The sequence below is a fragment of the Chryseobacterium sp. SC28 genome, from assembly GCF_003932955.1.
Lineage (GTDB): Bacteria > Bacteroidota > Bacteroidia > Flavobacteriales > Weeksellaceae > Epilithonimonas.
In genome coordinates, this window is record NZ_QOVY01000009.1 from 35,281 (window position 1) to 51,123 (window position 15,843).

Below are 15,843 nucleotides of genomic sequence, written 5' to 3' on the forward strand. Positions count from 1 at the left end.
TTTTTATTTGTCGCTTTATTGCAATTTTAATTTAATTAAGATTCCGAAAAGCCGGATTTGCGGGAAACTTTAAACAGTAAATAAACACCGGCCAAACTCAATAAAACAAACAATCCGAAACTGATCAAAGAAAACAATTTTCCGGTTTCGATTACCGCAGGTTCAAATTTCATTTCAATCTTATGTTTTCCGGCCGGCACGTAAAGCGCTCTCAAAAGGTAATTCGCTTTGATGTAATCTACTTTGTTGCCATCCAAATAAACAGCCCATCCGTAGGGATAGTAAATTTCGGAAAAGACGGCTAACTGAGGCGTTTTGGAGATTGATTCGAAAGATAATTCGTTGGGCTGGTACGATTTTAAAGTCAGAAACGCGGTTGAATCTTTTGCCAGGTTTTTTCCCTTGAAGTAAGCTTTGTCATCTTTAGAAATCACCGCAATTTTTTTGGTGTCGAGATTTCCGATATCGTTCAGTTCCTCATTGGGATTGTCCACGAATTGGATGTCAGAAACAAACCACGCATTGCCATTGGCTTCAGGATTTGGTACGATTTCGGGTCTTTGCTGGTCGCCCACCAAGAAATATTTGGTATTCAGCATATTCAGGATTCGGACGGTTTTTATTTGGTCTGTTGTCGAGAAATATTTGTTGATCAAGTCATCGTACCGTCGTAGTTTAACCGCGTGATATCCGCCAATCGAAGATTTGAAGTAAGAGGTGTTCGTCTCGCTGAAAGTCGGCAAAATATTATTGAAAATCCTGTAATGGTCTTTGTCTTTGTCGGCGATGGTTTGCAGGGCTTTATTCACCTCGGTCTGTTGCAAAAGGCTTTGAACAAAAGCATTGTCGCCGGCTTTGCTCATCAGATATTCCGAATTTTCGGTTTGAAATGGATAATCGGCAAAGGTTTTATCGACGAAGTTATCATCGTTGAGATACCGCCTGTCAACCGTCCAAAGATCAAACAAACTAACGAATCCGATAATTAATAGAACGATGTTGGTACTTAGTTTTTTCTTTAATCCTAAAAACAAAGCGCCGGCTGTAATCGCGACGTAAGCAACCGCTTTGAAGGCGTCGGCTTGGAACATTTTCCATCTTTCATCTATCAAATAATCCAGCAGATAAGGCGGAAGATAGGTTTTCTCATTCGCCGTATAGAAACCTAAAATTCCTTTGCCAAAAAGAGCCAAAACTAAAGTGATCCCGAGCACGATTCCCGAAACGTATAGCAGAATTTTCTTTTTGTATTCGTCTGTCATTCTGAGCGGATTCGAAGAATCATCGGCGAAGAATTTATAAAGTCCAAGAATTGCAATTAAGGGAAACAGAAGTTCCACAACCACCAAAATGGAGGATGGTGCGCGGAATTTGTTGTAGAACGGAACATAATCGATAAAAAAATCTGTCAACAACGAGAAATTGCTACCCCAAGCTAAGAAAATGGTCAAAATTGAAGCGCCCAAAATCCAATATCGGTACCGTTTTGCTGCAAAGAAAAATCCCAAAATCGCCAAAAAGCAAACCACGGCACCTTGGTAAGCCGGCCCTGAAGTGCTCGGCTGATCGCCCCAATACGTCGGACTTCCGAAGCCTTTCAGAAACATATCGTATTCTTGCTGAGATTTGATATTCTCCTGAGCCAGCTCCTGAATATGTTCCATCATTTTGTCGGAACCTTCTTCTTGGCTTCCGCCGCCCATCAATCTGGGAATGAATAAGTTAAGTGTTTCCAACTTTCCGTAGCTCCACATCGTGATGCTTTCTTTGTCCATTCCAGATTTTTCGGATGTTGGAGAACCGCTATTCAGGATTTGCTTTCCGCGTACGGTTTCTTTCACGTATTCGGCATTGGCCATTATTCTTTGCGAGTTCATTCCGACGCCAATGATGCCGGCGACTGCAACGATTCCCGTGGAGATCAGGAAATGCTTCCATTCGATTTTTCCTTGGATGGCTCTTATCAATTCAGAAAGGAACAGAAATCCTAACCCGATGAACAGATAATAAGTCATTTGCGGATGGTTCGCACTGATTTGAAGTCCCATAAACAGGGTAGTAGTGATGAATCCGAGAATGTATTTTTTCCGAAAATAGACCAGCAAAATGCCGGCTAAAAGGGGTGCAAAATAAGCAATCGTATGCACTTTGCTGTTGTGTCCGGCGGCGATAATAATGTAAAAATAGGTGGACAATCCAAAGAATGTAGCCCCGAGCAAAGCGTACTTCCAGTTTCTAACCGCCACCATTCCTAAAAAGAAAAATCCGGCAAATAAAAGGAATAGATAATTCGCCGGTTTTGGCAGGAACAAAAACAAATCGTCTATTTTTTTGATGACATCGCCACGGAACTGTGCGCCGGTTTGGTAAGTTGGCATTCCGCCGAACATCGCGTCGCTCCAGTAGGTTTCTTTTCCGGTGGTGGCGCGGTATTGCAAGAGTTCTTCGGCGCCGCCTTTATAATAAACAATGTCGTGCTGCATCAGGCGCTTTCCCGAGATCACAGGATTGGCATAAACCACGGCCAATAGGACGAAAACGACCAAACTTGCGAGAATGAATATCAGATTTTTATTGTTTTTGAACATAAACAGAGGATAGATATTAGACTTTAGATATTAGATTTAAAATCAATGTTTTAAGGATTGAAATTGATTAATATTAATTACAAATTCGCTTTCAAATTTTAAATTCCAAATTTAATATTAAAAAACCTTTCAGACTCAATAATCTGAAAGGTTTTGTCCTTATTTTGAAAAAGATGTCAACTAATTTTTTTCTTCGTCTTTTACTTCCTCATAATCAACTGTTTCGGCATCCCAATTTACTTTTTGGGTAGTCATTTTTTTCGAATCTTGCTGCTCGTTTTGCTGTTGATTTTTCGGATTCAAAGTAGGAAAGTTTTTATAAAACGCATTGAAAAACAGCCTTTTCAAAATATTCCAGACGAAGAATATAATGATGGTTGTGATGATGAGTTCGAAAATGTACTTCATTTTCTTTGGGTTTTGTTGAATGCTTTTATTTATAGGCCGGATTGATGATGATAGACGTCGTCGAGTTTTTGCTCATCGTTTGCGTCTGTTTTCCGTCGGTCACGCTTTCTTTCTGAGTAGTTTTGATGTTCAGGTTTTGGTTCAGAAGCCAGCCTGTATTTTCGTCAATAATAATTTTTCCGCTTTCTGTTCCTCCAACGCTCATCGTGTGGGTCATTCCGTTTTGCGTCTGCTTGTCAGATTTCGAAGGAATTACGCCCGTCAAGCCGATTTCTGCTTTTCCGTCTTCGACTTTTAGCAACGTGAAAGTTAGATTTTGTTTCAATTTCCCGGGAATGATGTCCTCAGAATCCGTCCATTTTTCGCCTATTTTTGCCCCTTTTGCAGGTAGAAGTTTCAGGTTTTTGCCCAATTGTTCTTTCATCATATTTTCATTGAAACTAGTTTTGAAACTTTCTATAAAAGCATCTTGCTGTTTCTTGTCTTTTACAGTTCCCGAAATGGCTTTTTTCAGGTTATTGTAAATGCTATCAAAACCCGTAACCGACAGAATGTTTCCATAAGTATCCATTTTCACGTTCAGTTTGTTGCCGGCCAAGCCCTTGCTCACCAGATAATCCATTTTGAGTGCCTCGTCCTTTGGAGCGGCTTGTTTGGTATCGATGACCATTGTTTTTCCGTTTGCAGAACTGGACATTCTTTTTCCGGTCATATTCAAGGTGAGATCGTAGATATTGTCTTTGAAATCATTCACTGTGACAGACATTTCGTCCGTCGTTTCATTTGTTGCAGACATTGTTTTTCCGTCGGGCGCTGTCAGAGATTGGATTTCTCTTTGATAGGACACCAAAGGATAAGTTGCACCTTTTTCCAAAATGAATTTCTGCTTGTACACGCCGCTGCTGTCTGCGATGGCTTTCGGTTTTGCTGATTCTTCCGGAGAAACTTCTACGGTTACAGTTTCTGTTTTTCCTGTTTTTGGATCTACTTTGGTAATGGTTTTCGTCTCCTTTTTACAGGCGATCAAAGTCAGGGCAATAAGCGCAAACGCCGTTAATTTTTTCATTTAATTTGATTTATAGAATCTTTTCTCTTGTTCTCGATTCATGTTTGTTAATTTAACTTCTGTCTCACAGCTTCATAAAGAATGGCGCCGCAGGCTACAGAGACGTTCAAGGATTGGGTTTTACCAGTTATTGGCAGTTTCATTTTTTCGTCGGAATGATGAAGCACTTCTTTCGAAATCCCAGTTTCCTCATTTCCCATCACGATGGCGCACGGTTCTGTGAAATCCACATCGTATATCAATTTTTGAGCCTTTTCGGTGGCGGCGAAGACTTTCAAACCACTTTGCTGGAGAAAATCTACCGAATGTGCCAGATTTTTTTCTTTGCAAATTTTAATATTATAAATCGCGCCTGCCGAAGTTTTAATCGCATCAGAATTGATGGGTGCGCCGCCTTTTTCGGGGATCAAAACCGCATCCACGCCCACGCATTCTGCCGTTCTGCAGATCGCTCCAAAGTTTCGAACATCGGTTAATCTATCAAGAATTAATAGCAAAGGTGTTTTTCCTTCCTCAAAAAGCTGTGGCAAAACATCCTCGATTTTATGGAACGGAACGTCGGAAATGAAGGCAACCACGCCTTGGTGGTTTTTGCGCGTGAAACGGTTGAGTTTTTCTAAAGGAACGTAATTGGGACGGAGATTGTACTTCGCCAAAAGTTGTTTCAATTCTAAATAAATCTCGCCGGTTAATGCGTTTTGCAAAAATATTTTATCAACGGTTTTGCCGGCTTCTATGGCTTCCATCACTGGTCTTAATCCGAATATAAAATCGTCTTTTTTCTCTGGATTCATCGATGAGATTTTGTTTTGCAAAAGTAGTCTTTTGAGATTAATTTTAGCTCAACAAAATTGTAAAGTTCTATGTTGAACCACAAAAGGCACAAAAGAAACTGATGTTAAACATTGAAAAAAAGCAAAAAATGCGGCAATACTTTTAACAACTTTAAGTCTTAAAGAAATAAGTAAAACTTTTGTGATTTTAAGGATTTAATCCAGCACAAATACCAAAAACTCGTCATTTTTTGGTTTGAATTTTAGGTAGCCGGTTTTTCTGAGATCTTCGAAAAGTGGCGTGGGAAAGGTGTCGTCAAATTGTTTGGTTTTGTAGAATTTTCCTTTGATTTTTAACGGTATTTTCTTGATTAGTTTATCCGTCGTCACAGGGATTTTGAACTTTCTTTTCTCAGGATCTTTGGAATCTACATAGAAACAATACTCAATCAGTTCTGCCTTGTCGCCAAATTTTTTATAATCAGAAACCTTTACGAAGTTTGGAAGATTCGTATCTTCCCAAGTCAAATAAAGAACTTCTATTTCTTGGGTTTTGCTGATGGGTTTATAATATTGAAACCGTTCATTCTCCGATTTTGAAAATGATAAAATAAGTAACAGAAAAATAGGGAAAAGAGATCGGAGATACATTTGCTGTTTAAATTTTTCAAACCTTCAAGGTTTTAGAAACCTTGAAGGTTTATTGTGATGATTACAACGAAAAATGTGAAAAAGAGATCGGAGATACATTTGCTGTTTTTTAAATTTTTCAAACCTTCAAGGTTTAATGATTACAAAGAAAAATGTGTTTAAATTTTTCAAACCTTCAAGGTTTCTAAAACCTTGAAGGTTTATATTATATGACGATTACAAACTTAAACCTTCCGCAATCAAAGCCCGCTTCTGCGCAAGAATGTAGCCGTAATGGATGCTCTCGTGCATATTATTGAAGATGATCGCATCCTGAATATTTTTCAAATCAACTCCAAAACTTGTAGAGTATGGCGTGTAATCCGAGAAAAAATCATCATCATAATCTTTCATCAATATTTTTGAAGTTTCGATAAGCAGGAAGGCCAAATCCTCCATTTCGGATTGATCCACATCCACGTTGGCAAAGGTTCCTTTTTTATAAGTTTCCACCCAGTATTTATCGATCCGGAAATGATTTCCGCTCAGGTAATAGCAAAGCAATTGCTGCTGCGCCACGCAATGGGCAATGTTCCAATAGATATTGTTGTTGAAACCGTCCGGAATGGCAAGGAGGTCTTTTTCCGAGGTGGTTTTGAGGATATTCAACAGATTTTTTCTTACTTGTCTGTGGTTGGCAAAATGATAATTCATTTTTTAGAAAGTTTGATACCAATTACTAAAACTGTCAGGATCTTTTCCGGCCTATTCAGTATATATTCTTTCCGAAACCGGCGGCAAATTTTCCAGCTTATGGACAGGGCTGTCGAGATAAAAATATGAGGTTGCCGAATAATCATCGGTTCTGTAAAAATTAATCCATCCGTCAGGGAAGTCTTTGCTTTTGATATCTATTGGCTGTTCCAATAATCTAAAAAAACCCATTGGGCCACCGACCGTTATGATTTTTAAAGGAATATTTTTCTCTAGCATCTTGTGAACAACCTCTTGCGGAGCGCCTCCGATTTGCTGAATTTCTGCACGGAATTTTTTATTAAAATAAATTTCATCCGGAATATGGAAACGATAAAATGCAAACTGTCTCTTCTTTTCATCCGCCACGGTGCAACCTTGAAATTTATTATTAAAAACTTCCATTCCCCAGGCGGTGCCGGCATAATCTTCTGCTCCTGTTCCGTTCCAAGTTGGGTATTTATCGTCATCATCAATAAACATCTTTACTTCCCCTTCTCCCCACCAAGAACTTCCATAATCTTTTGTTGTCAGGACACCTATGTTGGTGCCTAAAAAGCGACCTTTTCCCAATACCGTAGGTAAAAAAACAAAATTTTCGCCCAATTGGGAATTTGTTTTTCTCGACCAGAATGCGTGGAAATAGAGAGTATTAGTATCGTGTTTTTCTACTTTTACATAATCAATGTCAAAAAAAAGAAATTCGATGTCCTGTGAACTTTCATTTATAATTTGAACTTTTGCGCCCTTCCTGAAAGGCATCGGGATATAACAATTGAAAGACCTGCCTTCTGCACTGGAAAAAAATTCATTTTCCATTTTGACGATTTTAGAAAGCCCAAAACCAAAAAAATCTCCAAGCGGAACGTCAACAGCGGGCTCTAGTTCCCCATCCCAAAAAATGCGTAATCGGACGGAACGAAGCATGTTTGGAGATCGATCCGGCAACGTGATCCAGATCCGCTGAATCGTTCCGGCACCTGTAGTTTCCAAAAGTGTTTTGCTGGTTCCGGCCCTTAGAGACTCAAAAGCATTTCCTTTCGCGGATAGATTACGTTTCCCTCCTGATGCTTTTTTTCCGTTAAGGTTTTCAAAAGACGAAATTGTACTTTCTATTCTGTTTTTGGGAAAAGTGAAAATTTGCGAATTGAAAAGCGAAGGAAATAAGAGATTTGCAATTAAGAAGGCTAGAAAAAAAGTTTTTGAGTTCATACCAATAATGTTATAATTTAAGAGGCAGTAAACATACAAAAATTGGAATTACTATGTTTCTGCCAATCCTTTTTAACAAATATTTAACGCAACATTGGCAATTCTTATGTTTGCATTTGCTGGATTTTATGTGAAATTTACCAATTATTTTAAGATTTACTATGTCAGAATTGAATCAAGCAGAAGATATCAAGCAGCTTACCGAAAAAGTAAAAGAACAGAATTACTTTTTTTCCATTTTAAAACAAGAGATCAACCGAGCTATCATCGGTCAGGAATATATGATAGACCGCCTGCTCATCGGACTTCTCGGCAACGGACACGTTCTTTTGGAAGGCGTTCCGGGCTTGGCAAAAACCTTAGCCATCAAAACCTTAGCCGAAGCAGTAGATGGGAAATTTTCCAGAATACAGTTTACGCCCGACCTGTTGCCGGCAGACGTTGTCGGGACGATGATTTATAATGTCAAAGACAACGATTTCAGCATCAAAAGAGGTCCCGTTTTTGCCAATTTCGTTTTGGCCGATGAGATCAACCGCGCGCCCGCAAAAGTACAGTCCGCACTGCTGGAAGTGATGCAAGAAAAACAAGTCACTATCGGCGATGACACGATGCCTTTGCCAAAACCGTTTCTTGTATTGGCCACTCAAAACCCAATTGATCAGGAAGGAACTTATCTGTTGCCAGAAGCTCAAACCGACCGTTTTATGCTCAAATGCAAAATCGATTATCCGGAATTTGAGGATGAGAGAAAGGTAATGAGAATGGTTTCTACACAGGATATTCCGCAAATCAGAAAAGTCGTGGATCTTAATCAAATTCTGGAAGCCAAGAAACTCATCAACCAAATTTACCTCGACGAAAAAATCGAAAAATATATTCTCGATATGGTCTTCGCAACCCGATATCCCGAAAAACACGGCTTGTCCGAAATCAAAAATTATATCAGTTTCGGTGCATCCCCCAGAGCGAGTATCAACCTAGCAATCGCTTCTAGAGCTTATGCATTTATCAAAGGAAGAGCTTTCGTAATCCCAGAAGATGTGAAAGCGATCGCAAAAGATGTTCTAAGACATAGGATTGGTTTAAGCTTCGAGGCGGAGGCCGAGGAAGTGACTCAAGATGATATTGTGAATAAAATTTTGGCCAAAATACAAGCGCCTTAATGAAAAATTTGATCATCAGACAAGCCATAGCTGAGGATTGCCCGGCAATGCTGGATCTTATCAAAGAACTGGCAGCATATGAAAAGGCGCCGGAAGAAGTCACCGTTACCTTGCAAGAATTCGTAGATGCTGGTTTTGGAAGTCAACCGGTTTGGGGCGCTTTTGTAGCAGAGCGCGAAGATGAGATTGTAGGACTTTCTTTATATTACGTCAGATATTCTACTTGGAAAGGGCAAAGATTATATCTGGAAGACCTTATTGTGAGAGAAAAATTGAGAGGAAACGGCATCGGAAAATCTCTGTTCGATAAAACTTTGGATTATGCAAAATCCAAAAATTATTCAGGAATTGTTTTTCAGGTTTTGAACTGGAATGAGCCTGCGATCAATTTTTATAAAAAATATGAAACGAAGTTTGATGACGAATGGATTAATGTTTCTATTGAATTAAATTAAATTTATAAAAGAGGTTTTTAAATCCTCAAAATTTGGTTAATCTTTTGATAGTGGTCACTCGTCGTATTGTTTTTGAAAAAACTAAGAGGTCTGAAAACTATCAACCGATGACCGCCAAGAAACGAAATTGTTTAAAGTTTAAATAAGACTTAATCTTATTTTTAAAAATCTTAAAAACCCATAATCTTGAACATACAGGATATTGTCAAAAAAGTAAAGCAAATAGAAATCCGAACCCGCAAGAAGACGGAAGCATCACTGATGGGGCAATATCACAGCGCTTTCAAAGGTCAGGGAATGACGTTTTCCGAAGTTCGCCAGTACCAATTTGGCGACGACACCCGAAGAATGGATTGGAACAAAACGGCCCGATTCCGAGAGCCATTTGTAAAAGTGATGGAAGAGGAACGAGAATTGACGATGATGCTTGTCGTTGATATTTCTGCATCAATGGATTACGGAACCAAAACGCAGTTGAAACGTGAATATGTGGCCGAGATTTGCGCTTCTCTGGGATTTTCTGCAGCCGGAAATAATGACAAAGTCGGATTGATTTTGTATGCCGATAAAGTCCTGAAAGTTGTCCCGCCTCAAAAGGGAAGAAAGCACGTTTTGTCGCTCATCAGTAATATTTTGACCGCCGATTATGTCCCGGCAAAATCCAATATGGATGCGGCTTTCAACTATATGATGAGCGTTTTCAAAAGAAAATCGCTCATATTTCTTTTTTCGGATTTTGAAGATGAATTTGACCAAAAAATCCTGAATGTCACGGCCAGAAAACATCAGTTGCTGGGACTTCGGGTTTTTGACGACAAGGATATGGAAATTCCGGACATTGGCTACGCGCTTTTTCGGGATGCTGAAACCGGGCAGCAAGTTTGGGCAAACACTTCCAGCGCAAGATGGCGGTACGAATTTGGAGAATTGCAGAAGCGCAAAATGCGACAAATCAAAGAGGAATTTGAGAATTCGTCGGCGCATTTTTTGGATATCAAGACCTCGGATGATTACAGTAAGTTTTTGTATCAATATTTTAAAAAGTAGTTTTTAGAAGTTAGAAATTAGAAGTTAGAAATTGCAAATGCAAAGATTCCAATCATATCAATTATATTTTTTCTTTTTTATCCTCTCATCATTTTTAGGATTTTCTCAAACCCTATCTTCCAGTCTCGATAAGTCCACTTTGGCTCTGGGCGAAGTGGCTGTTTATAAAATTCAAATCGTGGATCTTCAGGGCAAAGATGTTCAGATGGCGCCGAGAAACGAACTTCTGCCTTTCCATTTCGAAGTGGTGAACGACAGTATTGCGATCCAAAAAGATATCTATCTAAGGTCGGTAAAATTTGCGGTTTTCCAAGAAGGTAAATTTACCATTCCGGAAATCGAAGTCAAAGTGGGCGATCAAGTTCTGAAAACGATTCCTTACGAAGTAGAAGTCATCAATACTGCCCAAAAAGGCGATCAGATCAATGACATTATGAAGAATAAGAAGGTGAAGCTGGACATCCAAGATTATTGGGAACTCTACAAATTCTATGTTCTGCTCGCCTTATTGATTATTGCCATCATTATTTTGATCATTGGCATCGTCAGATATGGGAAAAAGCGCAAAAGCAGTCCCGTGGTCACGACCAATCAGACTTTGAAAGATCTGGAAAAATTGCGGAAGAAAAACTACATCGAGAACGAGAATTTCCGCGCTTTTTATGTAGAATTAATAGAAATTTCGAGAGCATTCATCACCAAGCAATATCAGATTCCGGCAGACGTTTTGCTGACGGACGACTTGATTACTTATATGAAATCTACCAACGCCATTTCGCAAGAAAACGAAAAAATTGTGGAAGAAATATTCCTGCGCGGGGATTTGGTTAAATTTGCAAAAACAATCCCGAATCAAGAAATTATGTCAAAAGATTTTACGGAAATCAGAGAGTTTGTCAAACGGTCTACCAAAGATGTTGAGGCAGAAAACCTGAGAACAATGCAGTAGGAAATTTTTTATCAATCATCATTTATCAATTATAATTTACCCGTGAATTTCGAGTTCTACAGTCCTTGGTTTTTACTGCTTTTTATTTTGTTTATTCCGCTTTTCATTCGGGATGCGGGCAAAAAAAAGAGTCGGGGGATAGCTGTGCCTTCGGTGCAGAATATGCAGCCGAGTGCGAATATTTCTTTGGTAATGACATTCCTGAAGATTTCGAAATATTTTATCCTGACAGCATTGATCATCGCTTTGGCAAGGCCAAGAACTTATACGATTTCGCAAGATCGGGATGAGACCAAAGGGATCGATATTATGCTTGCGGTGGACGTTTCGCTCAGTATGCTCGCCAAAGATTTGGATCCCGACCGGCTGGAAGCTTTGAAAAAAATCGCCGTCGATTTTGTGAACAAAAGAGAAAATGACAGAATTGGTCTCGTGGCTTACTCCGGCGAAGCTTACACCAAAGTGCCGCTGACCACAGATCATCAAGTGGTTGTGGACGAAATTAATCAACTGAATCCGTTGGAGTTGCAAGCCGGAACTGCCATTGGAGAAGGCTTGTCTGTCGCGGTCAATCACCTCAAAAACAGTAAAGCCAAAAGTAAAATTATCATCCTGATGACCGATGGTGTGAACACAATCGTCAATGCGATGCCGCCACAAATAGCCGCTGAACTTGCTAAGAATAACGGAATCAAAGTTTACACAATCGGAATCGGAAGCAACGGCTTTGCTGCTTTCCCCACAGGAACCAATATTTTTGGAGACATCGTTTTTACAGAGCAGCAAACCCAGATTGATGAAAATACCTTGATGGATATTGCCCAACTGACGGGCGGAAAATATTTTCGCGCAACGGACAATAGCAGCCTTCAAAGCGTTTATGATGAGATCAACCAATTGGAAAGATCGGATGTGAAAACAAGTAAACTTTATAATTATGAAGAATATTTCAGGATTTTTCTTTGGATTGCTTTAGGATTTCTGGTGTTGGATGCCTTATTGCGCTGGGTATTTTTTAAAATTTTGAATTAAGAAATTAGATGATGAATTGGTATTTAGGAAATTACTGGTATCTGCTGTTGCTGCTGTTGCTGCCTGTCATCGGTTATTTTATCATTCATTATTTCCGATGGAAAAGCAAGAGAAGAAATATCTTTGCAGAAGACCGCTTTCAGGAGCTTTTGTTCGAAAAAACTTCCGGATTTGCCAGGATTTTTCCGATTCTTTATCTCTTAGGTCTTTTGTTTTTAATTTTCGCAATCATCGATCTGTTGGGCGGTAGAGAGGAGATCAGCGTCACCCAAACTGTCAGCAATACCATCTTTGTTCTGGACGTTTCCAACTCGATGAATGCGCAAGACATCCAGCCAAGCCGATTGGACCAAGCTAAAAATATCATCATCAATTCTCTTGAAAAAATGAGCAACGATAGAGTAGGAATCGTTGTTTTTGCCGGCGAGGCCTATTCGGTAATGCCTTTGTCCACCGATTATTCGGCGGCAGCCACTTATCTTTCCGGCATCGAAACCAGCGTGGTGCAAAACCAAGGAACCGATTTCCTGAAGGCAATGGAAGTGGCTGCTCAAAAATTCAATAACATCCGCAAAGGTTCCAAAAATGTGGTCTTAATAAGCGATGGCGAGGATAATGAAGGCCACGAGGACGATGCTATCGATCTAGCCAATAAGCAAGGCATCAAAGTGACGACCATAGGCGTGGGAACGGAAGAAGGCGCGCCAATCCCCGAATATTATTACGGACAGCTGATGGGCTACAAAACCGATATGTTTGGCGAAACAGTCGTTTCCCGATTGCAGACAAAAGCACTCAAAAATATAGCTTCATCAACGGGCGGATCCTACATCGACGGGAATAATCTGGATACCGCAATCACCGAGCTGGAAGCAGAATTGGAAAAATCCACGGGCAGCAGCACCACCACAGTGAGTTCCCAGTCTGCTGTGCATTATTATCAATATTTCTTAGCCGTTTCTATTCTGTTTTTCTTCATCATTTACCTTTTCAATCCGAAAAAAGATTTTAATATTTAAAGAAAATACTTTTCACTTGTGAACGAATTCATAAATTTGAACTTACTATCTTTGGAAAATTATGAATGAAAAATACGAGTTGAAGCCTATCGACAAGATTGCGCAACCCTTCCAGCGTTTTATCCAGCAGGAGAAGTCGGGCGGATTGCTATTGGGAATCAGTGTCATCATCGCATTGCTGTTGGCCAATTCGCCATTGCGAGAAGGGTATCACCACATTTTGGAGCAAACTTTCGGATTCACGTGGAATGGCACTGGTTTTTTTAATTTCAGCATTCATCATTGGATTAATGACGGCTTGATGGCGGTCTTCTTTTTCGTGGTAGGACTGGAACTGAAACGAGAAATCATCGGTGGCGAATTATCGAACCCGCGAAAGGCGATGCTTCCCATTGTGGCCGCAGTCGGCGGAATGGTGATGCCGGCCTTGATTTTTATGCTTCTCAATCCTTCCGGAGAAATGCACAAAGGCTGGGGAATCCCGATGGCGACTGACATTGCTTTTGCGCTGGGCGTTTTATATTTGCTTGGAAAAAAAATACCGCTATCGCTAAAGGTGTTTTTGACAGCATTAGCCATCGTCGATGATCTGGGAGCGGTTTTGGTTATCGCTTTTTTTTATACGTCGGATATTGAATTGACCTACCTCGTGGGCGGTCTATTATTATTGTTTCTGATGTACCTCGGCAACAAGCTGGGAATCCGATCGGTGTATTTCTATGCTTTTATCGGCATCTGCGGCGTGTGGAGTTGCTTCGTCATTTCGGGTGTTCACGCCACTATTGCGGCTGTGCTGGCGGCTTTTACCATTCCTGCCGATGTGAAAATTAAAGAAACTGTGTTTATTTCTGTAATCAGCAATTATCTGGAGAGATTTAAAAATATTGACCCTACCGAACATACCCCGACACTCACTAACGATCAACTGCACGTTTTGGAAAAAATAAATGTGGCAACATTAGCGGCAACACCGCCTCTGCAAAGGTTGGAGCATGCTTTGCATCCTGTTGTCACCATTGTCATCATACCCATTTTTGCCATTGCCAATGCAGGCGTCGATCTGAATATCGATTTCACGAGCCTTTTCAATACGAACATCGCCATTGGCGTAGCTCTTGGATTGGTCGTTGGCAAAGTGCTTGGCGTTGTGGGGTTTACAGCAGTTTTCGTCAAACTCAAGATTGCAAAGCTGCCCGATGGGATGAATTTTCGAAATCTTTTAGGGCTTGGTTTTCTCGCATCGATCGGTTTTACGATGTCTCTTTTTATCACTTCGCTTGCCTTCAGGCATCCCGAATATCAGGCTCAGGCCAAAATCGGTATTTTCGCGGCCTCGATTCTTGGCGGAATCATCGGTTATCTTATTCTCAATAAAAACCCGAAGAAACCGAAAAATGATGAATAATATTTTGAATTTCATAAATCTCCATAACGGCGAAGAGAAGAAGAGTAAAGTATTGGAAAATGTCAATGCCAATATCTCTTTCCGAGGTTCTAATCTTTGGATTTTGGCCTGTGCCATTATCATTGCATCGATAGGTCTGAATGTGAATTCTACAGCGGTAATTATCGGAGCTATGCTCATTTCGCCACTTATGGGTCCCATCGTGGGCGCCGGTTTTGCGCTGGGAACTTACAATTTTCCGCTTCTCAAAAAATCAATTAAAAACCTTTTGATTGCAACCGGCGTCAGTCTGCTGGTGTCGGCATTATATTTTTTCATCAGTCCTTTCAAAGATGTACAATCGGAACTTCTGTCGAGAACTTCGCCCACTATTTATGATGTTTTGATTGCATTTTTCGGTGGCTTGGTTGGTGTGATAGCGATTACCAGAGTAGAAAAGGGAAATCCCATTCCGGGCGTTGCGATTGCTACTGCGCTGATGCCGCCGCTTTGTACTGCCGGATTCGGCATTGCCACGTCCAATTTATCTTTCTTTTTGGGTGCATTCTATCTCTACAGTATCAATTGTTTTTTCATTTGCATCGCCACATTTCTGGTCGTCAAATATTTGAAATATCCTTCAGCCATATTGGATAGCAACTACGAAAAGAGGATCCGATACAGCATTTCAATACTGATTATCATTATGATTGTACCAAGTTTTTACCTCGCTTATAATCTTTTTAATGAGAAAAAATTTGCGAAAACTACCGATCTGTTCTTAGAAAAAGAATTCGAAAGCAAAGGCTATACTTTGATCTATAAAAAAGTAGATTACAACGCCAATCCCAAGGTGATAGATGTTGCTTTTCTCAACAAAAAATTTGCGCCGGCAGAGATCAAAACTTACAACAAAATGCTTGCGGAATATGGTCTTTCCCATACGAAACTGAATATCCGCCAGAATAATTCCGATTTGAAATCTGAAATCCTGAACGAAATCAATAAAAAGACTAATAACCTCACGGAAAAGGATATTGCCATATCCAATCTGCGTGCCGAGCTCGATAGCTACAAAATTTCTGACTCCACGCTCAGCAAAGAAATTCAAATTTTGTTTCCCGAAATTTCCAAGATGTCGTACGGGAAGATTTTACAATATCCCAATACCGATAGTGCAAAGTTGCGTTTTGTAATAATCTATTCGGGAAAAAACATAAAGGATGCCCAACTCCAAAACTGGCTAAAGCAAAGACTCAATGAAAACGATGTCGAGGTCTTGCAGGTTTCGGAAAAGTAATGTCAATCAACAAGCATCAGTAAAGCAATCATTATTTAGCGGGAAAAGTGTACGCAGAAAA

Annotated in this window: 15 protein-coding genes; 8 read left to right on the top strand and 7 right to left on the bottom strand. The window is 40.0% G+C overall.

The window, feature by feature from the left end; all coding sequences use genetic code 11:
• Window positions 1-35: 35 nt before the first annotated feature.
• From DTW91_RS06940 to DTW91_RS06970, 7 genes are all read right to left on the bottom strand, one after another.
• Window positions 36-2,588 carry a YfhO family protein gene (locus DTW91_RS06940; protein ID WP_125202664.1) on the bottom strand — a complete coding sequence of 851 codons (2,553 nt, stop codon included), beginning with the start codon at window positions 2,586-2,588 and terminating at the stop codon, window positions 36-38.
• Window positions 2,589-2,768: 180 nt separating this feature from the next.
• Complete coding sequence (locus DTW91_RS06945; protein ID WP_125202665.1) at window positions 2,769-2,996, bottom strand: hypothetical protein; 228 nt, start codon at window positions 2,994-2,996, stop codon at window positions 2,769-2,771.
• 25 nt (window positions 2,997-3,021) lie between these two features.
• Window positions 3,022-4,062 carry a DUF6263 family protein gene (locus DTW91_RS06950; protein WP_125202666.1) on the bottom strand — a complete coding sequence of 347 codons (1,041 nt, stop codon included), beginning with the start codon at window positions 4,060-4,062 and terminating at the stop codon, window positions 3,022-3,024.
• Between the two features lie 47 nt (window positions 4,063-4,109).
• Window positions 4,110-4,856 carry a 23S rRNA (guanosine(2251)-2'-O)-methyltransferase RlmB gene (rlmB, locus tag DTW91_RS06955; protein WP_125202667.1) on the bottom strand — a complete coding sequence of 249 codons (747 nt, stop codon included), beginning with the start codon at window positions 4,854-4,856 and terminating at the stop codon, window positions 4,110-4,112.
• Between the two features lie 195 nt (window positions 4,857-5,051).
• On the bottom strand, window positions 5,052-5,486 hold the full coding sequence (locus DTW91_RS06960) for a hypothetical protein (protein ID WP_125202668.1): 435 nt from the start codon (window positions 5,484-5,486) through the stop codon (window positions 5,052-5,054).
• 216 nt (window positions 5,487-5,702) lie between these two features.
• Complete coding sequence (locus DTW91_RS06965) at window positions 5,703-6,179, bottom strand: DinB family protein (RefSeq protein ID WP_125202669.1); 477 nt, start codon at window positions 6,177-6,179, stop codon at window positions 5,703-5,705.
• A gap of 51 nt (window positions 6,180-6,230) precedes the next feature.
• On the bottom strand, window positions 6,231-7,430 hold the full coding sequence (locus tag DTW91_RS06970) for a glycoside hydrolase family 172 protein (protein WP_125202670.1): 1,200 nt from the start codon (window positions 7,428-7,430) through the stop codon (window positions 6,231-6,233).
• Between the two features lie 161 nt (window positions 7,431-7,591).
• Here DTW91_RS06970 and DTW91_RS06975 point away from each other — a divergent pair, with 161 nt between their 5' ends.
• The 8 genes from DTW91_RS06975 (at window position 7,592) to DTW91_RS07010 (ending at window position 15,782) form a co-directional block, all read left to right on the top strand.
• Window positions 7,592-8,596, top strand: coding sequence for an AAA family ATPase (locus tag DTW91_RS06975; RefSeq protein WP_125202671.1), 1,005 nt, complete (start codon window positions 7,592-7,594; stop codon window positions 8,594-8,596).
• Window positions 8,596-9,051 (top strand): GNAT family N-acetyltransferase, encoded by a 456-nt coding sequence (locus DTW91_RS06980; RefSeq protein ID WP_125202672.1) that lies wholly within the window; start codon window positions 8,596-8,598, stop codon window positions 9,049-9,051. The genes DTW91_RS06975 and DTW91_RS06980 overlap by 1 nt, the downstream gene beginning before the upstream one ends.
• Before the next feature lie 186 nt (window positions 9,052-9,237).
• Window positions 9,238-10,098, top strand: a complete 861-nt coding sequence (locus DTW91_RS06985) for a DUF58 domain-containing protein (protein WP_125202673.1) — start codon at window positions 9,238-9,240, stop codon at window positions 10,096-10,098.
• A gap of 37 nt (window positions 10,099-10,135) precedes the next feature.
• On the top strand, window positions 10,136-11,047 hold the full coding sequence (locus DTW91_RS06990) for a BatD family protein (protein ID WP_228412678.1): 912 nt from the start codon (window positions 10,136-10,138) through the stop codon (window positions 11,045-11,047).
• Window positions 11,048-11,089: 42 nt separating this feature from the next.
• On the top strand, window positions 11,090-12,079 hold the full coding sequence (locus tag DTW91_RS06995; RefSeq protein WP_228412679.1) for a vWA domain-containing protein: 990 nt from the start codon (window positions 11,090-11,092) through the stop codon (window positions 12,077-12,079).
• An 11-nt stretch (window positions 12,080-12,090) separates the two neighbouring features.
• Window positions 12,091-13,098, top strand: a complete 1,008-nt coding sequence (locus DTW91_RS07000; RefSeq protein ID WP_125202728.1) for a vWA domain-containing protein — start codon at window positions 12,091-12,093, stop codon at window positions 13,096-13,098.
• Window positions 13,099-13,159: 61 nt separating this feature from the next.
• Window positions 13,160-14,503, top strand: coding sequence for a Na+/H+ antiporter NhaA (gene nhaA / locus DTW91_RS07005; RefSeq protein WP_125202675.1), 1,344 nt, complete (start codon window positions 13,160-13,162; stop codon window positions 14,501-14,503).
• Window positions 14,496-15,782: a DUF389 domain-containing protein gene (locus DTW91_RS07010; protein ID WP_125202729.1), complete on the top strand. Its 1,287-nt coding sequence runs from the start codon at window positions 14,496-14,498 to the stop codon at window positions 15,780-15,782. Before nhaA ends, DTW91_RS07010 begins: the two co-directional genes overlap by 8 nt.
• Window positions 15,783-15,843 lie beyond the last annotated feature (61 nt).